This window comes from Enterococcus sp. 5H (genome assembly GCF_028128615.1).
GTDB lineage: Bacteria > Bacillota > Bacilli > Lactobacillales > Enterococcaceae > Enterococcus_L.
The window spans coordinates 19,311-45,088 of sequence record NZ_AMDP01000026.1; the positions used below are offsets into that span (position 1 = coordinate 19,311).

Consider the following 25,778-nt stretch of genomic DNA (forward strand, 5'->3'; position numbering starts at 1 on the left):
TAAAGTAAAAATAAAATAACTTTATGGATTTTAAAATAAAAAAGGATGCTAATTTTTTAGGAAGTTTTAGATAACGTTTTCGTAACGAACTCATGAATGAAACTGTTAGGATTTCGTACCATAAATTTTTCAACAATCAATTGTTTTCTAAGGTTTGCATGTCCAAAAACAGCCACTTCATACTTATTATTATCAAGAAATAATAAAAGATTGGCCAGCTCTTTTTTGCAGACGATACATTGGATATCAGTATCTACTGTGTGCAGCGTAAATCGAACCAACATATTTGGGAACGATTTAATAACTTTAATTTTATCAACAATACCAACATAGTTATTTTTATCCATAATATTCACCGTCCTTAATTTTTATGTATATAGCCTGAAATAGTTGTTGTCTTTTAGTCAGTAGTTATGTCATATCACTCCATTTTTTAAAATTCAGTAATTCAATATTTCTGATTTCATCGTAATGTACTTTTTCTTGCCCGATCATTAAGCCAAGCTCGTCGAATCCTTCAATAAAACCAATCGTATCATCGTTGTATTTTCCTTCTGAATCGACAATTTCTAATTGGACAACAATTTGACGTCGATTATTGAAGGCGAATTCAAGTACTTGACCAATTTCAGTCTCCGTCATTCGCTTTTTTTTAGGTACAGTTTTTCTTGCTGCTGCATTTTCTGCATTAATGATTGCTGTATGTTCAGATAAGTAAAAACCATTCCATTTTTTTATGCCTCGATCATGATAATCATTAAAATAAGGGTCGGACAAATCAATTTTTTGAGACATAGGTATCAACCTTTCTATAGTTTATTCCTGGATACCATCCATTCCGCCAGCATGTCCGCCAACTAGAGAAGATCTAGAGACAGCAGTACCACCAGTTGTGATTGAGTTTGCATGAATTAGGGAAGTATAGCCATATTTTTTTCGAATGGTGTCAATTAATAGATCTAGTTTTAACTCTTGAATTTGTTCATCAGGGTCATGAAATAAATCTAATTGAATACTATCGGTGTAAACTAATTGTGAGTAGGTAATACCGACATGACGAATCTCTTGACCGTGCCAATTGTTTCTAAAAATTTCGATGCAATATTCAGTTAGCAATTTAGTACTGCTGGTAACGGGAATCTTAAGTTGCTGGTGGAAACCTCCTTTACCGTTGCTATCACGATAACCCATAGAATAGCCGATAAATAGGCTTATGCACTTAGTTTGTGCATGATGTCGTCTGATTCTTGCTGCTACTTGGTCGGCCATTTCACGAATAACGATTTCGATTTCAGCTTGTTTTAAGTAGTCTCGCGGTAGGACTTGGCTGTTACCGTAGGACTTTTCTATGGGCGTGTAGGTATCGGATAATTTACTGCGATCAATACCCCAAGCATGAGCATGTAACTGTTCTCCAATCATTCCGATACGTTCTTTAAGTAGGTGAGGGCTAGCCTGTGCTAAATCATAAACAGAGTAGATGCCCAAACGTTTTAATCGTTTGGCTGTTCTAGTGCCGATACCCCACATTTCAGTTATTGGCTCAATTTTCCAAACGGTTTGTGGAACAGATTCGTAATGCCATTCAGCTATAAAATCATGATTATGTTTTGCGGCATTATCTAAAGCAAGTTTAGCGAGAAGAGGATTATCACCAATGCCAATCGTCACGTATAAGCCAGTCTCGTCAAAAATTTGTTTCTGTATCTTTCTAGCGAATTCATAAGTGGATGAAGCAAATAAGTGTCTACTTGCGGTTAAATCAAGAAAAGATTCATCAATAGAGTAAATGAGTAAATCTTCTTCAGCAACATAGTTTTTATAAATATTATTGATTTTCATATTTTCTTTAATGTATAGTTTCATTCTTGGCGGAACAATTTTTAATTCAGGATGATTGGGTAAATCCCATTTTCTCATGACATTGGAGATCCCTAATTTTTTCTTTGCCATAGGGGAAGAAGCAAGGACAAGTCCACCAGTATTTTCTGCATGGCTCATCACGACCAACATTTCTCTTAATGGATGAAGCCCTCTTTGAACACATTCAACAGAGGCGTAAAAAGATTTTACGTCTATACATAAAACGTCTCTTCGCTCTTCTTTTTTGTAATCAAACGTCATAATTATCACCTCTATTCTAAAGAATGTAAACCTATTATACGAACGTTTGTTCGAAAAGTCTAGAATAAGATAGTTAACCAAATGCTAGAGATTCGTAAAAGAAAGAGGATAAGGTAAAAACTAACTGATAAAAAGGTATAAAAAAACGACGATAAAATCAAAAAAAATAAATTTTTGAACAATATAAAAAAATTGAACAATGTAGAAAAACATCGCTCAATTTTTTTATAAATATTTATTTAGCTTTTAAAGGTTTGTTAGTTTCAAATTTTTTCTTAACAGGAGGCAAGCTTACTAGGATAAGCACCCCAACGACTAAAAGTGAAAAAGCTGTAGAAATTTTTTGAATCAGCGTCTTTTTATAAGAAATAACTAGTGTATGGACGCCGGAATCAAGTTTAACGGTGACTAAGCCATTTTTATTATAGTTTTCAATAACTTTTTGATTATCAGTTACTTGATAGCCTTTATAGTAAAATTTAGGCAGCTGTACTTCTTGAACACCATTCGTACGCAACGTATACTGGCTATAATGATAGGTGTTGATTGTTTGCTTTGAAGAATCAGCGTAAGGAACGCCGTTGATAATTAGTCCAGGGTTAGCAAAGTAAGTCTTAAAATCGGTATCTTTAACCAAATACTCTTTACCATGACCAATTTCTGATTCGTAGAAATCAGTAAAATTTTCATTTGTAATTGTTGAATAGTTTTGAGCTTGACTTTGCATTAAGTTATTAACATTGAAACTAATTGCCAAAAAACTACACAAGGCAATAAAGAGTAACGTATTTCTACTTGAAAGCCAATTAAATTGTTTGATCAAATTTACAGCAAGCAAACTAGCGAAAAATGAAGCGAATAATAACAATCTCCATGGAAATTGAATAGTTGCTAAAATAGATTCTTTAAATATAGCCCAAGGAAAAATATTAGTACTAAGTAAAACAGTAAAAAGGGTAGCTAAAGTGAGCTGTTTATTTTTTGTAGTTAATTTAGGATAGTTCAAGCCAGCCACTATCACAACAATTAATAGGAATACGCCTAGATTCGGTTTTAAGTTTGCAAAAGGCGCGCTTAAATTAGTTAAGCTATTGACAAATAAATCGCCTAATCCAAAATTCAAACCAGTTGCCCATAAAATTGTTTTGTTGAAATTAAACGTTAAGTGATGTGTTTGTTCTAAATATGGAAATAGAAACCAAGCAGAGAGACCGACAGATAATAAACCAGCAGAAAGAATACTTTTCATTTGAATTTGACTGCATTTTTTCCAATTGAGTAAGATAAAAATGATTAAGAAAATAAATGTGTAGAACGCGGTAATTAAATGACAAGCGATTAAAAAGCTCATACCAACCGCCAAAAGTTTCCAACGCGGTTTATCACTATAAAAAATAGAATAAGCACCTAATGCAACCAAAGGTAAGAAAGCAAATGCCAAGGTTTCTCCCAACGCAGCACGAACGGATTGGTCAATTAAGCGATAGGTGGATAATGTATAAAAGCTAGAAAATAATAATGCACTTTTTTTTGAATGGCTAATTGAATCCATAAAGTAAAAAGAAGTAGCTGCTGTTGTTAGACTAATGACAAATTGGTACATGAAATATGCTGGAACAAAAGCCAGACCTAAAAGTCGGAATAAAGCAAAAGGGAACAGTAGAATTGATGGGTAAAATAGATCAGCACCATAGCCAAAATTCAAGCCCATTGCTGGAAAGATTCTCGGGAAAAAATCCCAATGCTTTACTGCTTGGTAATAACTTTCTAAACGTGTCCGATGAAATAATAGGTCATCTTGACTAAAAATGTAATTATTGAAAAAATAAGGGGAAATTGAAATAACACTTATTCCTATTAGGATTGCTCCGATGGCAACCGTTAATCTATTTAGTTTAATTTTCAAGGGAATTCTCCTAAGGTACTGATTTTGTTTATGATAACGGAAAAGATAAATTCATAATAAAAATAGCTAAAAAAACCAAGTAATTGGAATAAATAAACTAATTGGACTACGGCAATACTTTAAGCTTGATATTGTTTACTTTGTGTAGTATTATAAATATACCCTAACAGTATTTTCATTTTACTCAATCCGAGTAATACTCCTTATCCCACCTTATAAGAGGTGGGATATTCTTTTTTTTTACGTTTCTTTTAATAAGCCAACAACATAGTTATTTAACATTTTTTCGCTGTCGCGTTCATGTGTTAACATTTTTACTTCTTTTTTGACTTGTTCTGCCTGCAAGGTATCACCAGTATTTTCTAATAGATGAATAAAGTCATATACGCGTTCCATGTACACTGGTTCACCATCCAAAATATAATTTAACAAGTTATTTAAATATTGAAGATTAAGCTTAAAGCTATAATTTTCACTTTGTTTATCTTGTTTTTTAGCTAACTTAATATATTTTTCTGCACTTTCATAATCTTTAGCATATAGTCTCATTGAGATCAGATTTATAAGAATATTGTAAGCAAATTTTTTAGTTGTAAAGTCTCGTCGTTCTTCATATTTGATTGGAAACATTCGCGCAAGAAGTAGATCAGCTTCTTTAGAACTAAAAAAGCGAATAAGGTTAGCTGTAATAACATAATCATACTGGAGATAAAAAGATTTAGCTAATAATGTATTAAAAGTATTGGTAATTTCTTCCGTTGTTAGCGGTTCAATTTCTTTCCAATGTGCTGCAAAGTAATTTTTTATGGCAATATAATTGGATAATTCTCTTAACGTTTTTACTTCTTTATCTTTTAAAGAAAAATAATAGGTAAGAAGCTTTTGTTTTGTACTTTTATTTTCCAAGTGAGCGCCACAATAGTAAAAATATTCTCTGAAATCTTGTTGTTCTTTATCGAAAGTTGTGAAACTAAAAAACTCTTCCACATTAATAGAAGTTTGACCAAGTATTTCTTCCAGTTCGTTAACTTTTAGAGAACGTTTGCCACTTTCGATTTTTGAGTAGGTAGAAGGATCATTGTATTCCGACATCATTTCTTTTTGAGTGAGTTTTAGTTTGAGTCTGAAAAAACGCAAAGTTTCTGTAATATTCAAGGATTTCTCTCCCTTCATATGCGATTATAGCACATAAATAATATTAATTTCTTAATTTTAATAAAAAAACAAATAATTTCTTCTAAATTTATGCCAATTTCGCACTTTGGAATTTTCCTACTTTCTTTTTTTAGACCTGTTTGTTATTCTTTACTTGAGGAAAATTATTTGTTTGCAGACATAATTTCTTAAAAATTTGAAGGAGGTGTATGGATGATCTCGTTGATAGCTTTGTTGTCTGGCGTTATTTCTATCTATGTAGTTACAGGTGGAGGCTAGTTGATTTTACTGCCTCAAATTCAAAGTTTCAAAAAGCTGATTAAAAAAAATAAAATGTATTAATAAAAAGTGCGTACCAAAAAAAAGTGCAAAATAGTAGCTTCTGATTTACTTTTCCTGTTGAATGAAGTAAATCAGAGGCTATTATTTGGTTTTGGGATCATTTTCGGGCTCTTCTGTAGTGGTTGAACGAATATATTTTGCTATATCATACTTGTTTGCTAATGTCTTTGAAAACATTTTTTCTTGGGCTTTTTTCATGTAATTGAAAAAGGCAATTTCATTTTCAGTCGGTAAATCTTTTGATATGATTTCTCTGTCGTAAGTCAAACCAATTGACTCAGAAAAATAATAAGAGTCATTTTTAGAGATAGAAAGCCGTAAAGTGTCTCCAAATAAAATAGTATTTTTTTCAGAAAAAAGCTCATCTTTTAAATCAATTAACCAAATATTTTGAAAAGTCGTTGTTACTTTTACTAGTTTTTGCATAAATGTTCTCCAATCTATAAAAATATATACTCACAATCAATTATACCAAAATGTACTGATTTAATCTCATTAAGTTTTTCGTTGAAGATTTTGTCTAAAGATTAGATTATGTTAGAATACAGCTAAAGGTGAAAGGAGTCTACATGAAAAAAATAACCCCTAAGATGTTTGTTACGTTTCTAGAAGAAAGAGAAGAGCGATTTGCAATTATTATTAATCATTGGTTTTATTATGTAGAAAAAGGACGTGTCTATCGTTTTGAACAACATAATAATCAAAAAGTACTAGCAGCCTTAAGTTCATTTTATGATAAACAGATTGACGGTCAAGCGTTAATGATTGAGATACAAAAGAGTGTTATTAAACAAATTCAGTACGACTGGTTTACAGATGTTTGGAAAGAAACCATAATAGAAAGAGTACATAGATCAGCATATGAATTAGAGGCTTTCTTTTTTTGAAAAAAAGTATAAAAATGATATGCAATGTAAATATAAAATGCATATTGTTTGAAAAATAAGTGAGAAGCTAGTAAGATAAATTTATCCTAACTACAATTTTTTTCATTTACTCTTATGAGTAAAACTCCTTTCCCATCTTCTGACGAAGGTGGGTTTTTTGTTTTTTATTTTTGGAAAATAAAAAAATCTTGAATACTTTCAAAAATCATAGTGAAAGTGTTCAAGACAGTTAAATTAGTAAGCTAATAAATGAAACAATTACTATTTTTGTGGATAATCATTACTTTGGATTGCCCACAATTGATCGGTAACAGTTGCAATAAATGAAATTCCAGCATCTGTTTGACCATTAGTAAAGACAGTTAGAATAAATGGGTGTTCTGTTTCTAAAATCCCGATATCATGGAGATTTCCAGCATATGATCCGATTTTGTGTGCAACTTTACCAGAAGTTGTTGGAGTTTCCATGCGTTCGTGAAAAACAGTGTGTTTCATATAGTTATAAATCGTCTGGTACTCTTGATTTGTTGCTTTTTCCTCATACAGAATACTTAAAATTTTTGCGGCATCTTCCGACGTAAATTTTGCATCATCCCAGTCGGTTTCTCTTTGTAAAAAGTGAGCATACAGTGCTTGTTTAGCTTTCACACTGTCGCCAAAAGTATCATACAACATATTTTTAGCAATATTATCCGAATAGGTAATGTTATATTCTTGAAGGGTTCTTACAGAATATTTAGGCTGAATATTATTAATAATAATCCCTGTACCTTCTTCATAATTTTTCGGGGTATAAGAAAGCTCATCGTCCCATTTTAATGTACCTGCTTGAACTTTGTCAGCGATCATCATTGCTAGTGGGACTTTAATTGTGCTGGCGCTGTAAAATTCTTTTGTTCCGTTAATTGAAACCTGTTTACCTGTTGTAAGGTCTACGTAGGTGATTCCAACATCTCCTTTAAAAAGCTCTGCACTTTGTGTTAACGTTTGTTCGATTTTATTATAAAATGCAACAAATTCAGGAGTTTCTTCAGGAGGTGTTTCACTAGTTTTTTCTGGAGAAGGTATTGTTTTTTCCTCCGGAATGTTCTTTTTTTCGCTTGTTTTTGTTTCGTACGCGTAATCTACTGTATGGGTAGAAAAAAAGAAAGACACGATTAAAAAGAAACAAATAGAGAAAATCATTCCGTATAAAGTCATTCTCTTTTTTTCCAAATTTCTTGTGTTCCTTTCCGAAAATTCGACTATGATAAAATCATACCAAATAAAAATACAACCACAATTATTTAAACACTTTTCTTACGTTTTTGCAAGATTTGGAAAAGCTGATTAGTTGTTTTGGTGGTTTAAGTTATATTTAAGGTAGCTTAGCTAAAGTAGTGGATGTTCACAAGAAACAGCTAGGAGGATTTATATGAATTTTATTAGACGGGCATTATTAAGTATGAAAGCAAAAAAAGGGAGAACGTTGTTATTATGTGCGGTATTTTCAGCGATTTTGATTTTTGTGTTAGCTGGATTAACCATCCGAAGTGCTGCACTGACAGCAACAGAAAATGCTAAAAAGAGTGTAGGGGCAACAGTGACTCTTTCAGCTAATAGAGAAGCGGCGATGAAAAAAAGTCAAGATGAAAATAGTAGTGAGCGACCTGATCCTGGTAGTTTTAGTTTAACGCCAGTATCTTTGGAAGATGCTGAAAAAATAGCCGCATTGGATAATGTGAAAACATATTCGTTCTTATCTTCTTCATCAGCAGGAGCAGGGGACGGTATTACACCGATTTCCAGCGAATCAGAAGATACTTCGACTTCGGAAAGTACAACAAGTGACCAGGGAAACGAAATGGGACAAGGCGGTCCACAAGGCTCCGGTGCCCAAGGCGGTCCTATGTCTCAAATGAATCAGAGTGATTTTCAAGTTAGTGGTGTCATGGATCTGACAATGGCTTCTGATTTTTCAGATGGTGTGGCAGAAATTATAAGTGGTGAAGGGATCACTGAAGCAGATAAAGATAGCAATAATGTAGTGATCGAACAGTCTTTAGCGGAAGCTAATGATTTAGAAGTAGGGGATACGTTTAAAATTACTAATCCTGAAGATGACACTGTTACTTATGAAATGACCGTTAAAGGGATTTATAAAACATCTGATAATGGCGATAGTATGGGAATGATGTTTAACTTCTTAAATCCAGCCAATACACTGTACACATCTTATACATTTGCAAATACGTTAAAAGGTGATGACTCAGCAGGAACAATTGATTCAGCTACGTATACATTGAGTGATCCAAAAGAAATGGATAGTTTTGTATCTGCTGCTGAAGAATTAATTGACACAGATAGTTTCAGTCTTCAAACTAACGATCAAGCCTATCAACAAATGTTACAGCCGTTAAATAATGTTGCAAGTTTCGCGAAAAATATCGTTATTTTAGTAGCAGTAGCAGGTGTGATTATCTTAACGCTGATTATAATGATGACTATCAGAGAAAGAAGATATGAGATTGGTGTGCTGTTATCTCTAGGAGAGTCTAGATTAAAAGTTATTTTCCAATTCTTTAGTGAAATCATTATTTGTATGTTAGTTGCTTTAGTCATTGCAACATTTAGTGGAAATATTGTCGGAAATGTTGTGGGTGAACAGTTGATTAGTCAACAAACAACAGCTCAAGAAACTACGACAAATCAAGGTGGACCACAAGGAATGGGCGGTGAACAAGGACAAGGCGGACCATCTGGAGGCGGCGGTATGCGTGGCGGCTTTGGATCAATTGGAGCTAGTTCACAAGAAAATGCCGAAGCAATTCAGGAATTAAACATTTCAGTAAAACCAACCGAGATTGCTACACTGGCAGGTTTAGGTGTCTTAATTAGTTTCTTCTCCATATTACTATCATCTATTGGAATCTTAAGACTACAACCGAAAAAAATCTTAACCACATAGAAAAGAGGAAAAATAATGTTGCAAACACAAAAAATCGGTTATTGGTACAAAAATGAAGAGGAATTTCTTTATAAAGATGTAAATTTAGACTTTCAGCGTGGGAAAATGTATGCAATTTTAGGTGCAAGTGGTTCTGGAAAAACAACATTTTTATCTTTAATTGCAGGACTGGACATTCCCAAAGAAGGGACTATCTTATATAATGGTGAGTCGTTATCAAAAATTGGACTTAGAAATTATCGCAAAAATGATGTGTCAATCATTTTTCAAGCATATAATCTATTACCGTATATGTCAGCTTTGGATAATGTTTTAACAGCCATGGCAATTTCAGGATCAAAGCAAGCAGATAGACAGGCTTTCGCGTTAGAAAATTTAGCTAACGTAGGAATTGATGAAACTCTTGCAAAGAAAAATGTTACTCAATTATCTGGTGGACAGCAGCAGCGAGTAGCTATCGTTAGAGCATTATGTTGTGACCACGAATTAATTGTAGCAGATGAGCCAACTGGAAACCTAGATGAGAAAACGTCTAAAGATATTGTTCAACTTTTCCAAAAAGTAGCACATGAGCAACAGAAATGTATCGTTATTGTGACACATGAACAAGAAGTTGCGAAGGCTTGTGATGAAGTTTATGAATTAAAAAATCAAACATTTGAATTGGTTAAATAAGCATAAAAAACTGAGCTACCGTGTCAATTGACTCGGTAGCTCAGTTTTTTATTTAATAATAGAATAAATGATTTGAATCCATCAATTGTTGTTTTAGCAATACAGTTTCCTGAATTAGTAACTGTCCGATAGTTGTGTCTTTGACTTTTACTCGTTGTGAATGACGATCAACAATTTGCCGGGTGGAGATAATATCATCATTTTTCTCAATAGCAGTTTCCTTATTAGTGAAAGGCTTATGAGCTGCTAGCTGCATACCAAAGGAATTGTATAACAGAGTGTAGCCGCCAATGCCAGTTACTTTTTGATAAGAGCGAGAAAACCCACCATCAATCACAATCATTTTTCCAGCAGCTTTAATAGGTGATTCACCTTTGGCTAATTTAACAGGTGTGTGCCCGTTGATAATATGTGAATCTTCTTCTTTGAGATTGAAGGAATTTAAAATAAACTGACAGATTTCAGGTTTGTTTCTTAACTCGTAGTAAGCATTTTTTTCTTCAAAATGTATTTCGTTTTCTTCAATAAAATATCGTTCAAAGGTTTTCATCGCTTTTTTTCCAAATAATGAAGAGCCTTCCCCACACCAGAGATACCAAACGATATCTGTAGCGTAATCATCTGTTTGCCAAGGACAAGAGAAAGCTTTTCTAACTTGTTTTTCAAAAAAATCTAGGAGTGATTTTCCACTGTATGTTTTTTTATTAAAGGTCATTGTTTGAAAAGTTCCATCTTCGTTAAGAGGAATACAGCCATGAATTAACAAGTTGTGATTATAGGAAAGATAAAGCGTACCTTTTTCAACTAGAAAAGCCATCTGTTTGTTGAGTTTTTCAGCGTGTTGGAATTGATTCAATAAATCAGTGATGATCTCGTTTTCCTCAGTGGATAAGCGGTAAGGATCATGCCAATCAATTGTTTGAAAACAGGTATTAATCAGTGAGTAGATGTGATTGTTGATAACCAGTTGATTATTGTTGATTTTGTTCAGCAACAATCGGTGATCCATCTGAAAGTCTGCTCGTCGTTGAATTAATTGTCCTTCTAATTTTTCTTGAATAATAGCCATGGCTTGCTGAATTTTCATAGCATCGGTTATTTCTAAGGTTGAGAGTTTCCGATAAGGGTTATTTTTAGGTTTAAAATGAATATTTTCTTGATAAGTATTGCGGCTGAAAGTTCTAAGTGCTTCAAGATCAATACCATAAGCGTTTTCTAAGAGATCAAGGTTTCCGTAGCGTGCACAAATCCGCAGTACATTTGCTAAACATGCTTTAGAACCGCTCACAGCACCTAACCAGATGATATCATGGTTGCCCCATTGAATATCGAGCGAGTGATATTTCATTAGAGAATCCATAATTTTATCTGGAAAAGGACCGCGGTCATAGATATCGCCAATCACATGTAGATGATCGATGACAAAGCGTTGAATTAAATAAGCCAAATCAACAATAAATCGTTCAGCTTCATCAAGCTCGATAATTTTCTTGATGATTTGCCGGTAATAAGCAGCTTTGTCTGTTGTTTCGTTGTAAGGATAAATCAATTCTTCAAGAATATAAGCGTAACTCTTTGGTAGAGCTTTTCGAACTTTAGAGCGAGTGTATTTACTAGATGAAAAACGAACTACAGTTAATAAATGTTCAATTGTTTCAAACCACCAATGCGTAGTTAGGTTCCGTTGGCTTTTTAATAACTGAATTTTTTCTTCAGGATAGTAAATTAAAAAACAAAGTTCATCCATTTGTATTTTAGAGAGTTCTTTCGAAAAAAGTGTTTGGATTTTTTCCCGAATACTTCCGGAACCGTTTCTCAAAATATGATTAAAAGCATCAAATTCCCCATGGAGATCACTAATAAAATGTTCAGTTCCTTTTGGGAGATTTAAAATGGCTTCTAAATTGATAAGCTCTGCTATTAAGTCATTGGATTGAACATTTGTCATCTACAAAAACTCCTTATCCTTGTTTTTTAGCTAAATCTTCAATAATGGTTGTCGTTTCTTCGATTGATTTTTTATCAACATTGATGACTAAGGCATTATATTTTTCAAAAACACTATTAGCGTAAGCCAGTTCATCTTGAATCCGGTCAGCATTTGTATAAGCAGAGTCTTCTTTTAGTCCTAATGAGTGTAAACGGGATTTTCGGATATCCATCAAACTTTCAATGCTGGTAGTTAAACCGATAATTTTTTTAGGATCAATTTGATCTAATTCAGCAGGTAAAGGAACTTCTGGAATTAAAGGTAAATTGGCTACTTTGTGATTGCGGTTAGCCATATACATACTTAGTGGCGTTTTAGATGTACGAGAGACACCTAACAAAACATAATCTGCTTCTAAAAAACCTTTAGCATCTTTGCCGTCATCATATCTAACTGCAAATTCAATCGCTGAAACGCGACTAAAGTATTGTTCATTTAATTTATGAATAGCTCCAGGTTCTTGTAGCGGTTGAATCCCAAATGTCGATTCAACAATTTCACTTAATGGGCTCATGTAATCAACATATTGTAATCCAGTCCGTCCAGCAAATTCTTTCACTAGTTGGACAAGTTTTTTATTAACTAATGTTGTGACTACAACAGCTTTATCATGGAGCGCATCTTTCAAAATAGGTTGCAGTAATTCTTCATCAGTAATAAAGGGAAAACGTTGAATATCAGTCATATCAATACTGGGGTATTGAGCTGAGACTGCTGAAATGATTTTTTGAGCAGTTTCTCCAACGGAATCTGAAACTAAGTAAATTTTGATTTTTTCTTCTGTTTTCATAAATGGAATCTCCTTTTAAGACGCAATGTTTTATAATTTTTTGGTTAATAATTTTCTTTTTCAATATCGTTTCCTGCATTGATAAAATAGGCCATTATTTTTGTTTTGGTAATTTTCCCGATGACTTTTTTCGGCTGATCGTGTTCAACCACTGGCAATGTGTCAATGCTATGTTGAAGCAATAGTCCGCCAGCTTCTAAAATAGTTCGGTCACTTGTGATAGTGATAATATTAGGCATTCGACTCATAATCATCGCTACAGGTGTTTTTTCGGTATTTGGATTACTGATGGCAGCTCGTAAAAGATCTTTACGTGAGAGCACTCCGATTAGTTCATTATCGTCATCTTTTACGTATAAAGAGCCTACATCATACATAAAAAGATTTGTAACTGCATCGTAAACAGTCGTACTTTGGTGAATTAATATCGGCGGAAGCATAATATCTTTGACTGTTTTTTTATACAATTTTTCATAAAGTAAAGGCTCAATGGTCTGACCTGTATAAAAATAACCAACTTTTGGTCTGGCATCAAGTAAACCAGTCATCGTCAAAATTGCCAGGTCACTTCTTAAGGTTGCTCGACTTAAACCAAGCGTTTTAGCAATACTATCACCGCTGATTGGTTCATTTTCCTTAACAATTTTGATGATTTCTAATTGTCTTGAGGTAAGTTTCATTTTATCTACCTACTTTCTTAATGTGACACACTAATTATTATATATTTCTTATAAAAATAAATCAACAGTAAAAATCAAGTGTATAAAATTCTGTTGACTTTAAATGTGATACACAATATAATCGTTTTAAGATTTAATGTGATACACTATATAGACGGAGGAGAGTTTGCCAATGAACTATGTAATTGATTTTGCCGAAGGAAGTAAGGAACAGAAAGATCTACTTGGAGGAAAAGGAGCGAATTTGGCTGAAATGACTAAATTACAGCTTCCTGTTCCAACTGGATTTACAATCACAACAGCCGCTTGTTTAGATTATTTAAAAGGTGATTCAGTTATTTCACAAGAATTAATAGTGGAAATCCATCAGCATATTAAAAGTGTGGAAACAAGATCGAAGAAGGGGTTTGGTGACGAACAAAATCCATTACTTATATCTGTAAGAAGCGGATCAAAATTTTCGATGCCGGGTATGATGGATACGATTTTAAATTTGGGGCTTAATGATAAAACAGTTATTGGTTTAAGTGAAAAATCGGGAGATCCTCGCTTTGCTTATGATTGTTATCGCCGACTTTTACAAATGTTTGGTGATGTGGTCTGTGGTATTGACAAAAATCGTTTTGAAGAACAATTGGACTTTTACAAAAGAAAGAGACAGTATACGTCTGATACAGATATGCAAGCAGTTGATTGGCAAGAATTGGTAGCGGTTTATAAAAATATTTTTTTAGAAGTTACACATCAGCCTTTTCCTCAAGATCCTTATGAACAGTTAGTTTTAGCAGTTGAGGCTGTATTCCGTTCTTGGAATAATCGCCGAGCAATCACGTACCGCCGTTTACATGATATTTCGGATTCATTAGGAACAGCAGTAAATATTCAGGAGATGGTTTTTGGGAATTTTGGTACAGATAGCGGTACAGGAGTGGCTTTTACTAGAAATCCTGCTACAGGAGAAAAAGGGATCTTTGGGGAATTTCTTTTGAATGCACAGGGGGAAGATGTGGTAGCAGGTATTAGAACACCGCAACCAATTAGTAAATTGGAAATTCTAATGCCGGAAGTGTATCAGGAATTTATTCAGTTAAGTCGCTTGTTAGAGACACATTATAAAGATATGCAGGATATTGAATTTACCATTGAAAACCAAAAACTGTATCTTTTGCAAACAAGAAATGGAAAAAGAACTGCTAAATCAGCATTTAAAATATGTATTCAACTTGTAGAAGAAGGAATTATTTCAAAAAAAGAAGCCATTCAAAGAATCAATCCAACGATGATTACTCAATTGCTTCATCCTGTTTTTGAACCTGAACAATTAAACGTGGCAGAAATTTTTGCAAAAGGATTGCCAGCCAGCCCTGGTGCAGCTAGTGGTAAGCTTTATTTTACCGCTGAAGCAGCCAAAAAGGCTCACGATCTAGGTGAAAAAGTGATCTTAATTCGTCAAGAAACCTCGCCGGAGGACATAGAAGGAATGATCGCTAGTGAAGCCATTGTAACGTCAAGGGGTGGAATGACTTCTCATGCAGCGGTTGTGGCACGCGGTATGGGTGTGTGTTGCGTTGCTGGTTGTGAAATGATTAATGTTGATGAATTTTTAGAACAGGCAACAGTTGGAGAGCTTGTTTTAAAACAGGGAGATTGTATTTCAGTAGATGGGACAACAGGAACGATCTATCTTGGTGAAATTTCTTATGTTGAAGGTGATGAGTGGCAACTATTAGAAACAATTATTAACTGGGCTAAGGAAATGGCAGAAATGGAAGTTAAAGCCAACGCAGAAACGATAACTGAAATAAATACAGCATTAAAACTAGGTGCAAGTGGTGTTGGTTTAGCTAGGACAGAGCATATGTTTTTTGGTGAGAAACGTATCTTTGAAATGCGCAAAATGATTTTGGCAGAAAATGAAGCAGCCATAGTAGCTCCCTTAAATAAATTAAAGGAATTTCAAAAAGAAGATTTTCGGGAAATGCTTACTTTGTTAAAAGGAAAACCCTGTACTATTCGTTTACTAGATCCGCCACTACATGAATTTTTACCTCAAACTACTGCTGAAATTACACACTTAGCAGAAGCAACAGGACGAACAGAGGCACAAATTAATGATCGAATTGAAGAACTGCAAGAACAAAATCCAATGTTAGGTCATCGGGGTTGTCGGCTTGCAATTACAACACCGCAAATTTATGAAATGCAAGTAGCCGCTATTATTGAAAGTGCTTTGGAAGTTGCTAAAAGCCAGCCTGAACACATAACAATACCTGAAATCATGATTCCTCTAATCGGCAGCTATGAGGAAATGCAGTGGTTAAGGGAACATTTAATTGAAACGATTCAAACAATTTTTAAACGTGAGGCACAAGTGATTCCATATAAGATCGGTACAATGCTTGAGATTCCAAGAGCGTGTTTAACTGCCGAAAAAATTGCGGAATATGCTGATTTCTTTAGTTTTGGGACAAATGATTTAACCCAGTTGACCTATGGTTTTTCTCGGGACGATTCTGGCAAATTTATTAGTGCATATCAAGAGAAACAGTTGTTAACAAATGATCCATTTCAACAGATAGATGAAGCTGGGGTTGGACAATTAATGAAAATAGCAATTGATAAAGCGAGACAAGTTGATCCTGAAATGAAGATTGGTGTATGTGGAGAAGTTGGGGGTGATCCACAATCTATTCGTTTCCTAAAGAAAATTGGAGTAGATTATATTTCGTGTTCACCCTATCGGATTCCAGCCGCTATTTTGACAATTGCTCAAGAATAAACGGTTGTTAAAAAGAGTCGTTTAAAATGGGGAGTTATGCCTACGTCAATGAAAAACCAAATAAACGATGTTAAAAAGTCAAACACTCTATTTCATTTCGATCACATTGTCGTAAATCACAAAGAATATTGTGATTCGATGATGAACGATACAAGGCACAGAATGTGCATTGCTTCCTTTGATACACTTAGAATTGAAGATTTCGGCAATTTTCACAAACGTGCACAATGCGTCTTATGCATTGTGCGCGTTTTAGTTCAATTGCACAATTTTTGCCACATAGTACACTGCTGACGCTTGTAACTTCTATTTTTTAAACGATAAATGGTATACTTTAGCCAGAACTGTTTTAGAAAGAAGTGATTTGTTGAAAAAGAGGACAAGGCTACTGATTTATTTGTCGTTACTTATTTTGATTTTAGTTATAGCAAGTGCTTGGTTTTTGAAAAATAATCCTGAGCAGCAACCGTCAAAAAGCGCTAGTGGAATGACTGATTCATCAGCAGAAGTAGCAATAGACCAAACTTTCGATAAAATAATCACGACAAGTCATTTTAAAGGAACCGCACTTTTAATTAAACAAGGACAGATTTTTTACCAGCAAAGTTATGGTTATGCTGATGCAGAAAAAAAACAGGATAATCAATTGGATACTCTGTTCCCAATTGCATCTTTACAAAAGATTATTACAGGAGCAATAATTGTTGATTTACTGAAAGATAAAAAGCTAAAAATTACGGATACATTGGATGAGTTTTATCCTGAAATTGATTTAAGTGATACAATCACGATTCAACAGCTTCTGACACATACTTCAGGGATTATGATGGATGAAATTGAACCAGCCGAAGTATTGACGAACCAATCAGATCAGCTTGACTTTACTTTGGAAAATCTAACGACTAGTAGAAATAAAGATTTTTTTTATACAAATGCTAATTATACCTTATTAGCTGGAATTATTTCTCAAATTATAGGTCAAAACTATGAAGAAATCGTTCAGAAAAAAATAATTGATCCATTGTCTTTAAAGCGCACCTATTTTTGGGATATACTACCTAAAAAAGAACGTACCCCTAATTCTTATTATTACTTAGATAATGACTATGAAATCGATCCATTTCAACCAAATAAACAGTTATTCTCTAGTTTATTAGGAGCGGGGAATATGTATATGTCAGTAACGGATTTTTGGACGTTTATTCAAAGTCTGACTAATGGCAAACTTTTTTCAAAAGAAACATATGAACAATTCGCTGAAGTACACAAAGAAGGCTACCAAGCAGGGATTTTTTATTTTGATGATTTAAAGTATTCGGAAGGAAGCCTAGGTGGTTTTAATACGGTGATTTATGGCGATCAAGATAATCAAAACTTGGTGATACTCTTTGCTAATCAATCACCTAACGAAAGTCTTCAAGAATTAAGCCAAAGTTTATACAACCAAATAGTACTACAAAATGATTAGTTGTGAAAATAATGAAAAATAGATAGGAAGTTTTTCATTTTTATGCTATCATTTTTAATAAATCAAATTGAAGAAGGTGAAGAGATGCCGCTACTATTTGGAACTGCGGAATTTAATAAACAAGAACATTTAACGATTGGCGGATGTGATACTGTTACATTAGCTGAAAAATATGGTACGCCATTATTTGTTTATGATGTTGCTCATATTCGTGAACGTGCGAGAGGATTTAAACAAACATTTAACTCTTTAGGAGTAAAAAATAAAGTGATTTATGCCAGCAAAGCTTTTTGTTGTTTGGCAATGTATAAGCTTTTGGTAGAAGAAGAATTAGGATGTGATGTAGTTTCTGCCGGAGAAATCTATACAGCAATTAAAGCTGGTATGCCTGCTAAAGATATTGAATTTCATGGAAACAATAAAACCAGAGAAGAACTTATTTTTGCAGTCGATCAAGGTGTCGGAACGATCATTATCGATAACTTTTATGAAATTGAATTGTTAAGTGAGATTTTAAAAGAAAAAAATCAACAGCAAAATGTTATGTTCCGGATTACGCCAGGTGTGAATGCTGAAACACATGACTATATTTTGACTGGACAAGTAGATTCAAAATTTGGGTTTGATGTGAATAGCGGACAAGCTACACAAGCTTTAGAGAAAATTTTAGCTGATGAACGACTAGTATTGAAAGGTGTTCATTGTCATATCGGATCACAAATTTTTTCTGCTGAAGGATTTTTAGCAGCTGTTGAAAAAATGCTATTAATTTTAAATGAATGGAAACGAGCATTTGACTATAGTGTTGACGTGCTAAATATGGGCGGTGGATTTGGTGTACAATATACTGAATCTGATGATCCGCTTGAACCGGAAGCTTTTGTACGCGCAATTGTCAATGGCGTGAAAGGTCAATGTGAATTATTAAATTATCCATTTCCTGAAATTTGGATTGAACCTGGTCGTAGTATTATTGCTGAGGCTGGAACGACGATTTATACAGTTGGATCACAAAAAGAAATTCCTGATGTTCGCCATTATATATCTGTGGATGGCGGTATGGGTGATAACATTCGACCAGCATTGTATGGTGCAGTATACGATGGTTTTTTAGCTAATAGAATTAGTGCGGAGTCAGAAGAAAAAGTCACTATTGTAGGTAAGTATTGTGAATCTGGTGATGTTTTAATAAAAGATATCGCATTACCGCCAATGGAGCCGGAAGATTTGTTTGCTATAACAAGTACTGGAGCGTATGGCTATTCTATGGCAAATAATTATAATCGTAATTTAAAACCAGCAGTAGTCTTTGTAGAAAATGGCCAAGATAAATTGGTTATTCGTAGAGAAACCTATGATGATTTAATTGCTCTGGATTGCGATATTTAAATGAAAAAAAGGAGGAGCGAAACTACTTTACGTTTTGTATCCGCCTTTTTTTATTCTGATTTTAATGTAACTTGTTTGAGTCAATTTAATAAATCGGGGTATACTTAAGTCAGAGTATAAATCTAAATAAGGGGTGAAATGGATAATGTGGTTTGTTTTAATCATAGTTATGTTAATTATTTTGGCTATAGTGTTTTATGCAGCAAATTTTTTTATAAATGTTGCACTTTTTCGAGATAACAAATGGTACGATACGACAGGTCATAAGATGATGAATCCGGATAATTTTAATAAAGGAAAGTCAAAATATGATCTTGTTGAAGTAGAACAAAATAAGATTGGGGATGAGTTCTGGCAAAGATCTTTTGCTCAAGATAACTGGTTAGTTGTGGATGGAGGAAAACTTTATAGCCGTTTAATCATTCCTTATCCTGAGAGTAAAAAATGGGTGATTTGTGTTCATGGCTATCGTTCATACGGTCAGCGAGATATGGCATATGTTGCGGCAAAATTTGCTGAAGATAATTACAATATCTTGGTTCCAGATCTACGCTCACATGGGAAAAGTCCTGGGAATATCATTGGAATGGGCTGGCTTGATCGGCTAGATCTATTGGAGTGGATTCAAGAAGTAATTGCGATAGAACCACAGGCTGAAATTGTCTTATTTGGCGGTTCGATGGGAGCTGCCACAGTAATGATGACAAGTGGCGAAAATTTGCCTGCAAATATAAAAGGCTTAGTTGTTGATTGCGGTTACTCATCTGTTTACGATGAATTTAGTACAATGTTACGTTCAGCTTTTAAATTACCAGCTTTCCCAATTATGACTGCAGCAAACTTCTTAGCGACGAAAAAGGTTGGATATTCATTAAAAGAAGCTTCGTCAGTGAATCAATTAGCAAAAAATCAACTGCCAACGTTATTTATTCACGGAACAGGAGATAAATTTGTTCCACATCAAATGATCTATGTAAACATGGAAGCAACCAACGGAGTGAAAGAAAGTCTGATTGTCGAAAAAGCACCGCATCTATCGTCATTTATTTATGAGCCGGAGCATTATTTTGAAACGGTTTTTGAATTTATTCATCGTTACTGTTAAGGAGGAGCCATACTATGGACGAAAAAAATAAACAACGAAAATTAAGTTTAGGTATAATTTTGATTTTAATCGCGGCAACACTTAGTAGCTTAGGCCAATTAGCATGGAAATTTGGCGCGGACAATACTGGAAATTATGCGTTGATTTTGTATGCAGTTGGATTTATAGCAGCAGGAGCAGGAATGTTTTTCATGATGGCTGCATTTCGGTATGGTGAAGTGTCCATTTTACAACCGATGATGAGCTTGGGTTTTGCCTTGTCGATTGTTCTAGGCGCTATTTTTTTAAATGAGAGTATCACTTGGTATAAACTGTTGGGAACAGCATTTATTATTGCTGGATCAGTTCTTTTAGGTGTAGAGGGAAATGAGGAAAAAATATGATAAATTATGCAGCAATTTTAGCAATTTTAGTCATTAGTACGTTTTCCGGCAGCGCAGGTGCCTTAGCTCTAAAAAAAGGTATGAACGATTTACCTCAACTTAGTTTTAAATCGGTCGTGACGAATGCGTGGATTTATTTAGGGACCTTCTTATATATTTTAAGTGCGATAACAAATATTGTCTTATTAAAATTTTTAGATTACTCGATAGCTTTTCCGATGACATCTTTGACCTATGTTTGGACAGTTATTATTTCATATTTTATTTTTAAAGAAAAGTTAAGCTTGCGGAAAATGGCAGCTGTGATTCTAATTATTATTGGTGTGTTTATTATCAGCCAATAGATAAAGAAAGTTAAGCAAACGTAATAGTGGTAATCTAGTTTATCTAGCTGTAAGATAAATATATAAAGAACAGGAGGAGTTAGTATGACTGTTAAATCAAAAGGAATTGATAAAATTAAGTTACTGCAGGCAGTAACCACAATTGTTACGGGGATTATCATGTTAAATGCAGTATTGAAAAAAACAAAAAAATAGTGCATGGACTTGGAGATTGGAAATTGTCGATTAAAAAATTGACAACTTCCAATTTTTTTGTCTTTTAGGAAGTTAATTGGGAGAATTTCGAGCGGTTTACATTGCTGTTAATTTGTATACTTATTTTAGAAATAATGAAAGTTAAGGAGATGAAATCAATGCATAAAAAAATGAAAATAATTTTGCTTTTTGCGGTTATGGTCATACTTTTATCTGGTTGTGTCATTGTAAGAATGTGAGGCGGAAAAATATGGAAAAGATCTTCTATTTCTTGATGATTAGTTTGTTCTGTTTGTCGGGCTGTAAAATTGAATATAACAGTCCTCAAAGTGCTAGAGATGATAACTATGGTGTGAATTCACCTGGCAGCTATAGTAGCGAAGACAGTGGTGATGATAAAACGAGTGGAACAACGCTAACAAAAAAGGGAACTGGTGACGAAGTCATTACTAATTTAGCTTTTAAAAAAGGACCAACTCTTTTTTCAATAGTGTACGAAGGACAAGCTGAAATAACAGTTAAACTGTTAGATAGTGATGGAAATATTGTGGCAACTTTGGTTGATTTTAGAGGTAAGTATTCAGGTAAAGTCTTAGCTCAGGTTCCTAAAGATGCCGACAATTATATATTGGAAATTAAAACAGAAGGAAATTGGCAAGTTGAATCAGCAAAAGAAGATGAAAAAAGTGGAGATAATTGAATAAAACAGACAGTTAATTATTTTAGGCCAAAATAATTAACTGTCTGTTTACTTACTATTTTTATCTGATCCCCAATGCGATTCGCGCATAACGAGACATTTTATCTGTTGTCCATGCTGGATACCAAACAAGTTTAACTTCTGGATTTTTAACTTCAGGGATTTCTTTTAGCGCTTCGTGAATTTGATCGGTCAAAATATCAGCTAACGGACAACCCATTGTTGTTAGGGTCATTTTGATAACAGTATCGCCATTTTGAGCAAAATCAACTTCATAGATTAATCCTAAATTAACAATATCAATCCCAAGTTCAGGGTCAATAACAGTTTCTAAAGCAGTCAGAATTTCTTCTTTAATATTTTCAATTTCTTCAGCAGACCATTCTTGATTTGTTTCAGTCATTGTATCTACTCCTTTTCCGATTATCCTGCTAGCACTATTATAAAAGTGATTCGTTAGGGTAACAGGCCTCACTTACAGTTTGTTCTTTTCATATAATACCTTTTTTTAAATACTTTGTAAATGAGAATCTTTTTCAGTAAAACGATAGCTTAGCTAATCAGATCATTAATTTAGGCTAGTATTGCAAAAGAAGCTAAAATTGCATAGTAAAAAGCATCAGTTCATGCTCAGTAGCATTGATAATATTATGTTGAGTAAAAGCTTCTAAAAAGATAGCATCACCTTCATTCAATTGCAAAACTTCATCCTTTAGCTCAATCGTGGCTTCACCCTTTAATACGTAATTAATTTCACAAAGATTATGAGCAATTTTTTTACCGCTTGATGACGATTGTGCATCAATATAAATTTTAGAAATTACCATGTTATCTGTATGTACGGGTAAATTGAACAATGTGTCGTAATAAGTAGAATTGGTTTGCCAAGGATTATAAATTGTTCCAGAAGAATTGCGAATAACTTTATAGCCTTTTTCAGAGGTTGTTTCATCTTGAATTACTTGAGGAGCTTCACTGGCTAAAAGGGAAGCAACAGTAACATTTAAGGCATCAGCAATTTTTCGCAGCGCTTCTAACGAAGGTCGATTAGTGCCTCGTTCAATTTGGGATAAAAAACTTGCAGAGTAACCAGTTTTTTCGCCTAGTTCAGTTAAAGTAATCTTTTTTTCTTTCCGTAATTGTTTAATTTTTCTAAATTCCATCTACAGCCGCCCTTTGTTTAGATTCCTTTTTTCATTCATATTATCGCGGATTCACTAAAAAAATACAAGTACTTGGATTTTAATGAAAGAAAACACATTAAAATCTCATTATTGTATTGACATTTTCAAATACTGAACTTAAAATTGTAACAATGAATTCAAAAAATGTGATACAATTCAATTCAAAATTAAAAAAAGAGTGTTTATTTTATCTTTAAGGAAGATATAATATGTTGTTTGGATAATTAAAAAATGATGTAAAATGTGTTTTTAATGAAATTGTAAAATACGGGGGAATAATTGTGAAAATATCAAAAATTAAAGTTACACCGAAAGCTGTAAAGCTAAAAGATCCAATAACAATTTCGCTTGGAAGGATCGATCATTCCATCAGCGCAATTGTTAAAATCGAAACTGACGAAGGACTTGTTGGATATGGAGAAGGCTCGCCAGGTATTTTAATTACTGGGGAAACTCTTAAAGGAACGACAGAATGTATTGAGCTTTTTGAAAAGCAGTTAATCGGTATTGATCCTTTAGATATTGAAAAAGTCCATAGCGTAATGAATTCGATTGCAGCTCATGCACCGTCAGCAAAAACAGCGGTTGATATTGCTTGTTATGATCTATTAGGAAAAAAAGCTGATTTGCCATTATATAAGCTGTTAGGCGGTTTTGCTTCAACTGTTAAGACTGATATGACAATTGGTTTAGACACACCAGAAGTGATGAAGGACAAAGCCAAACTAGCAATTAATCAAGGTTTTGATACATTAAAAATAAAAGTTGGCACAGGCTCTGATTTGGATATAGCGCGACTCAAAGCTATTCGTGAAGCGATAGGCAGTCAAGTAAAAATACGTTTAGATGCCAATCAAGGCTGGAAACCAAAAGAAGCTGTCAATATGATTAACCGTTTATCAGAATATGACATCGAATTAGTAGAACAACCAGTTGCTTATCATGATATTGATGGATTAGCTTTTGTGACGAAAAATGTTGCTACGCCAATTATGTCTGATGAAAGTTGTTTTAATTCCAAGGATGCACTTCGATTGATTAGAGCTCATGCAGTAGATTTTGTAAATATCAAGTTAATGAAATGCGGCGGTATTCACGAAGCTATAAAAATAAACAGCATCTGTGAAGCAGCTGGAATTGAATGTATGATTGGGTGCATGGTAGAAGAAACAAATATAGGCGTGACCGCTGCTGCGCACTTGGCTGCAGCGACTAAAAATATTACAAGGGCAGATTTAGATGCAACGTTTGGGTTAAGTGAAGTAGCTATTCCGGGTGGTGTACCTTTAGAAGCGACTAGTATGATTCAATTATCGAGTCAAGCTGGTTTGGGTTTGGATAAATAAGAGAGGAGATAGCTTAATGTATAATGATTTAGCTTATTTGAGTGTTCCATTGCCAGAAGATGTAGTTAAGTTGAAAAATTTTGGAGATTTTGCTGGTGCTGAGAAACTGATTAATTATTTACTATCGACTGAAATGCCGGATGCATTGAGAAAACGTTTAGAAATTGAAAAAGATGTCATTCGGATTGTCGGTATTAATGAATATCCATTTGATTTTGCTGAAGCTAATAAAATGATGGGAGAAACATTTAAAGACTACGATGAACAAGAATTGACCGTACTAAAAGAATCAGGGCTGGTCGATTGGCTTTACGTAGAAGGAAAAACACATTTTCAAAGACGTTTTTTAATGAATTTAATCAAAACACAAGCAGATTACGCTGCACGATTGATCGTCAAAGAAGATGATGAAGTCGATCGTTTACGAAGACAAGAATTAACCCAGAACGTTCAAATAATGAAGGAAAAAGGTTTTCGCAAAGCAAAGATTCATTTAAAAACCAGTATTCAAGTTAAAAAAGAATACGAACGCCCAGGAGAAAAAGTACGTGTTTATTTACCCTTGCCAAAAGCTTGTAAACAAATCTCTGATATTCAGATTTTAAATACGACACCAGAAGCAACCTTTATTGCACCAGAAACAGAGGCGCAGCGGACAGTTTACTTTGAAACTATTTTAGAAGAGAATCAAGAGTTTTCAGTTGAATATAGTTATATCAATCAAGTAGATTATACCGAATTAGATCCCAAGCAGGTATCAGAGACGCAACCGGAGTTTGATTTAGGTGAACAATTACCTCATATTCATTTCACTCCATATTTGAGAGAATTATTGACTGAAATAATAGCTGAGGAAACTAATCCAGTAAAAAAGGCACGGAAAATTTATGATTTTATCACAACAAAAGTCAATTATTCTTTTATGCGGGAATATTTTACAATCAATAATATTTCAGAATACGCAGCTGTCAATTTAAAGGGTGATTGTGGGGTTCAGGCGATTCTATTTATTACTTTATGCCGAATGGCTAATATACCGGCAAAATGGCAGTCAGGCTTATATGTATCACAGTACTATACTGGTTGTCATGATTGGGCACAATTTTATGTGGAACCCTACGGCTGGATTTTTGCAGATGTATCTTTTGGCGGCGGTGCTTACAGAATGGGTGACTTGGATCGTTGGAATTATTACTTTGGCAATTTAGATATCTATAGAATGCCGGCTAATAGCGAGATTCAAAAAAATTTCAATCCGCCTAAAGAATATCTTAGAGCTGATCCAATCGATAATCAACGCGGTGAATTTGAATATAAAAACCAAGGACTTCCTTATGCTTACCTAGATGTAAAACAAGAACTAATAGCGATGGATGAACTTGTGTAATA

Annotated in this window: 24 protein-coding genes; 12 read left to right on the top strand and 12 right to left on the bottom strand. The window is 34.0% G+C overall.

Features of this window, described 5'->3' with window-relative positions:
• Positions 1-56 precede the first annotated feature (56 nt).
• The 6 genes from C240_RS11005 to C240_RS11030 all read right to left on the bottom strand — a co-directional run bounded on the left by C240_RS11005 (position 57) and on the right by C240_RS11030 (position 5,953).
• Entirely contained in the window at positions 57-347 is a 291-nt protein-coding gene (locus C240_RS11005) for a hypothetical protein (protein ID WP_271495551.1), read from the bottom strand.
• A gap of 64 nt (positions 348-411) precedes the next feature.
• Positions 412-795 carry a hypothetical protein gene (locus C240_RS11010; protein WP_271495554.1) on the bottom strand — a complete coding sequence of 128 codons (384 nt, stop codon included), beginning with the start codon at positions 793-795 and terminating at the stop codon, positions 412-414.
• A 21-nt stretch (positions 796-816) separates the two neighbouring features.
• Positions 817-2,124, bottom strand: coding sequence for a Y-family DNA polymerase (locus C240_RS11015; protein WP_271495557.1), 1,308 nt, complete (start codon positions 2,122-2,124; stop codon positions 817-819).
• A 235-nt stretch (positions 2,125-2,359) separates the two neighbouring features.
• Positions 2,360-4,030 (bottom strand): hypothetical protein, encoded by a 1,671-nt coding sequence (locus C240_RS11020; RefSeq protein WP_271495560.1) that lies wholly within the window; start codon positions 4,028-4,030, stop codon positions 2,360-2,362.
• Positions 4,031-4,270: 240 nt separating this feature from the next.
• Positions 4,271-5,185, bottom strand: coding sequence for a helix-turn-helix domain-containing protein (locus C240_RS11025; protein WP_271495562.1), 915 nt, complete (start codon positions 5,183-5,185; stop codon positions 4,271-4,273).
• Positions 5,186-5,608: 423 nt separating this feature from the next.
• Positions 5,609-5,953 (bottom strand): hypothetical protein, encoded by a 345-nt coding sequence (locus C240_RS11030; RefSeq protein ID WP_271495566.1) that lies wholly within the window; start codon positions 5,951-5,953, stop codon positions 5,609-5,611.
• Positions 5,954-6,096: 143 nt separating this feature from the next.
• Here C240_RS11030 and C240_RS11035 point away from each other — a divergent pair, with 143 nt between their 5' ends.
• Positions 6,097-6,414, top strand: a complete 318-nt coding sequence (locus C240_RS11035; RefSeq protein ID WP_271495569.1) for a hypothetical protein — start codon at positions 6,097-6,099, stop codon at positions 6,412-6,414.
• A gap of 261 nt (positions 6,415-6,675) precedes the next feature.
• On the opposite strand, the gene C240_RS11040 is transcribed toward C240_RS11035, so the two are convergent.
• On the bottom strand, positions 6,676-7,614 hold the full coding sequence (locus tag C240_RS11040) for a serine hydrolase (RefSeq protein ID WP_271495573.1): 939 nt from the start codon (positions 7,612-7,614) through the stop codon (positions 6,676-6,678).
• Positions 7,615-7,828: 214 nt separating this feature from the next.
• Here C240_RS11040 and C240_RS11045 point away from each other — a divergent pair, with 214 nt between their 5' ends.
• Both C240_RS11045 and C240_RS11050 read left to right on the top strand, forming a co-directional pair.
• A complete protein-coding gene (locus C240_RS11045) occupies positions 7,829-9,361 on the top strand; it encodes an ABC transporter permease (protein WP_271495576.1) in 1,533 nt (510 codons plus the stop codon).
• A gap of 15 nt (positions 9,362-9,376) precedes the next feature.
• Positions 9,377-10,036 (top strand): ABC transporter ATP-binding protein, encoded by a 660-nt coding sequence (locus C240_RS11050; RefSeq protein WP_271495579.1) that lies wholly within the window; start codon positions 9,377-9,379, stop codon positions 10,034-10,036.
• 52 nt (positions 10,037-10,088) lie between these two features.
• On the opposite strand, the gene C240_RS11055 is transcribed toward C240_RS11050, so the two are convergent.
• The 3 genes from C240_RS11055 to C240_RS11065 are packed head-to-tail and all read right to left on the bottom strand — an operon-like array spanning position 10,089 to position 13,496.
• Entirely contained in the window at positions 10,089-11,984 is a 1,896-nt protein-coding gene (locus tag C240_RS11055; protein WP_271495583.1) for a fructose-1,6-bisphosphatase, read from the bottom strand.
• A 13-nt stretch (positions 11,985-11,997) separates the two neighbouring features.
• Positions 11,998-12,816 carry a pyruvate, water dikinase regulatory protein gene (locus C240_RS11060; protein ID WP_271495586.1) on the bottom strand — a complete coding sequence of 273 codons (819 nt, stop codon included), beginning with the start codon at positions 12,814-12,816 and terminating at the stop codon, positions 11,998-12,000.
• Positions 12,817-12,860: 44 nt separating this feature from the next.
• Positions 12,861-13,496: a helix-turn-helix transcriptional regulator gene (locus C240_RS11065; RefSeq protein WP_271495589.1), complete on the bottom strand. Its 636-nt coding sequence runs from the start codon at positions 13,494-13,496 to the stop codon at positions 12,861-12,863.
• Between the two features lie 172 nt (positions 13,497-13,668).
• Between C240_RS11065 and ppdK the strand changes: the two genes are divergently transcribed.
• From ppdK to C240_RS11100, 7 genes are all read left to right on the top strand, one after another.
• Positions 13,669-16,275 (top strand): pyruvate, phosphate dikinase, encoded by a 2,607-nt coding sequence (gene ppdK / locus C240_RS11070; protein ID WP_271495592.1) that lies wholly within the window; start codon positions 13,669-13,671, stop codon positions 16,273-16,275.
• A gap of 367 nt (positions 16,276-16,642) precedes the next feature.
• On the top strand, positions 16,643-17,743 hold the full coding sequence (locus C240_RS11075; RefSeq protein ID WP_271495595.1) for a serine hydrolase domain-containing protein: 1,101 nt from the start codon (positions 16,643-16,645) through the stop codon (positions 17,741-17,743).
• Between the two features lie 84 nt (positions 17,744-17,827).
• Positions 17,828-19,132, top strand: coding sequence for a diaminopimelate decarboxylase (lysA, locus tag C240_RS11080; RefSeq protein ID WP_271495696.1), 1,305 nt, complete (start codon positions 17,828-17,830; stop codon positions 19,130-19,132).
• Positions 19,133-19,265: 133 nt separating this feature from the next.
• Complete coding sequence (locus C240_RS11085; protein WP_271495598.1) at positions 19,266-20,237, top strand: alpha/beta hydrolase; 972 nt, start codon at positions 19,266-19,268, stop codon at positions 20,235-20,237.
• Between the two features lie 14 nt (positions 20,238-20,251).
• Complete coding sequence (locus C240_RS11090; RefSeq protein ID WP_271495601.1) at positions 20,252-20,620, top strand: EamA family transporter; 369 nt, start codon at positions 20,252-20,254, stop codon at positions 20,618-20,620.
• Positions 20,617-20,964, top strand: coding sequence for an EamA family transporter (locus tag C240_RS11095; RefSeq protein WP_271495604.1), 348 nt, complete (start codon positions 20,617-20,619; stop codon positions 20,962-20,964). The genes C240_RS11090 and C240_RS11095 overlap by 4 nt, the downstream gene beginning before the upstream one ends.
• 445 nt (positions 20,965-21,409) lie before the next feature.
• Positions 21,410-21,859 carry a hypothetical protein gene (locus tag C240_RS11100; protein ID WP_271495606.1) on the top strand — a complete coding sequence of 150 codons (450 nt, stop codon included), beginning with the start codon at positions 21,410-21,412 and terminating at the stop codon, positions 21,857-21,859.
• A 61-nt stretch (positions 21,860-21,920) separates the two neighbouring features.
• Here C240_RS11100 and C240_RS11105 read toward each other — a convergent pair whose 3' ends face one another.
• Positions 21,921-22,262 carry a metal-sulfur cluster assembly factor gene (locus tag C240_RS11105; RefSeq protein WP_271495608.1) on the bottom strand — a complete coding sequence of 114 codons (342 nt, stop codon included), beginning with the start codon at positions 22,260-22,262 and terminating at the stop codon, positions 21,921-21,923.
• 193 nt (positions 22,263-22,455) lie between these two features.
• Positions 22,456-23,022, bottom strand: coding sequence for a helix-turn-helix domain-containing protein (locus tag C240_RS11110; protein WP_271495611.1), 567 nt, complete (start codon positions 23,020-23,022; stop codon positions 22,456-22,458).
• Positions 23,023-23,324: 302 nt separating this feature from the next.
• Between C240_RS11110 and C240_RS11115 the strand changes: the two genes are divergently transcribed.
• On the top strand, positions 23,325-24,389 hold the full coding sequence (locus C240_RS11115; protein WP_271495614.1) for a dipeptide epimerase: 1,065 nt from the start codon (positions 23,325-23,327) through the stop codon (positions 24,387-24,389).
• Positions 24,390-24,405: 16 nt separating this feature from the next.
• Entirely contained in the window at positions 24,406-25,776 is a 1,371-nt protein-coding gene (locus tag C240_RS11120; RefSeq protein ID WP_271495617.1) for a transglutaminase-like domain-containing protein, read from the top strand.
• The last annotated feature ends 2 nt before the right edge of the window (positions 25,777-25,778 follow it).

What these genes read in the sequence shown, in the direction of transcription:
- C240_RS11060 (WP_271495586.1), bottom strand. Translation starts at nt 12,816, where the DNA reads ATGAAAACAGAAGAAAAAATCAAAATTTACTTAGTTTCAGATTCCGTT.
- C240_RS11105 (WP_271495608.1), bottom strand. Translation starts at nt 22,262, where the DNA reads ATGACTGAAACAAATCAAGAATGGTCTGCTGAAGAAATTGAAAATATT.
- C240_RS11100 (WP_271495606.1), top strand. Translation starts at nt 21,410, where the DNA reads ATGGAAAAGATCTTCTATTTCTTGATGATTAGTTTGTTCTGTTTGTCG.
- C240_RS11055 (WP_271495583.1), bottom strand. Translation starts at nt 11,984, where the DNA reads ATGACAAATGTTCAATCCAATGACTTAATAGCAGAGCTTATCAATTTA.
- C240_RS11090 (WP_271495601.1), top strand. Translation starts at nt 20,252, where the DNA reads ATGGACGAAAAAAATAAACAACGAAAATTAAGTTTAGGTATAATTTTG.
- C240_RS11035 (WP_271495569.1), top strand. Translation starts at nt 6,097, where the DNA reads ATGAAAAAAATAACCCCTAAGATGTTTGTTACGTTTCTAGAAGAAAGA.
- C240_RS11010 (WP_271495554.1), bottom strand. Translation starts at nt 795, where the DNA reads ATGTCTCAAAAAATTGATTTGTCCGACCCTTATTTTAATGATTATCAT.
- C240_RS11045 (WP_271495576.1), top strand. Translation starts at nt 7,829, where the DNA reads ATGAATTTTATTAGACGGGCATTATTAAGTATGAAAGCAAAAAAAGGG.
- C240_RS11095 (WP_271495604.1), top strand. Translation starts at nt 20,617, where the DNA reads ATGATAAATTATGCAGCAATTTTAGCAATTTTAGTCATTAGTACGTTT.
- C240_RS11030 (WP_271495566.1), bottom strand. Translation starts at nt 5,953, where the DNA reads ATGCAAAAACTAGTAAAAGTAACAACGACTTTTCAAAATATTTGGTTA.
- C240_RS11040 (WP_271495573.1), bottom strand. Translation starts at nt 7,614, where the DNA reads ATGACTTTATACGGAATGATTTTCTCTATTTGTTTCTTTTTAATCGTG.
- C240_RS11015 (WP_271495557.1), bottom strand. Translation starts at nt 2,124, where the DNA reads ATGACGTTTGATTACAAAAAAGAAGAGCGAAGAGACGTTTTATGTATA.
- ppdK (WP_271495592.1), top strand. Translation starts at nt 13,669, where the DNA reads ATGAACTATGTAATTGATTTTGCCGAAGGAAGTAAGGAACAGAAAGAT.
- C240_RS11050 (WP_271495579.1), top strand. Translation starts at nt 9,377, where the DNA reads ATGTTGCAAACACAAAAAATCGGTTATTGGTACAAAAATGAAGAGGAA.
- C240_RS11120 (WP_271495617.1), top strand. Translation starts at nt 24,406, where the DNA reads ATGTATAATGATTTAGCTTATTTGAGTGTTCCATTGCCAGAAGATGTA.
- lysA (WP_271495696.1), top strand. Translation starts at nt 17,828, where the DNA reads ATGCCGCTACTATTTGGAACTGCGGAATTTAATAAACAAGAACATTTA.
- C240_RS11065 (WP_271495589.1), bottom strand. Translation starts at nt 13,496, where the DNA reads ATGAAACTTACCTCAAGACAATTAGAAATCATCAAAATTGTTAAGGAA.
- C240_RS11005 (WP_271495551.1), bottom strand. Translation starts at nt 347, where the DNA reads ATGGATAAAAATAACTATGTTGGTATTGTTGATAAAATTAAAGTTATT.
- C240_RS11110 (WP_271495611.1), bottom strand. Translation starts at nt 23,022, where the DNA reads ATGGAATTTAGAAAAATTAAACAATTACGGAAAGAAAAAAAGATTACT.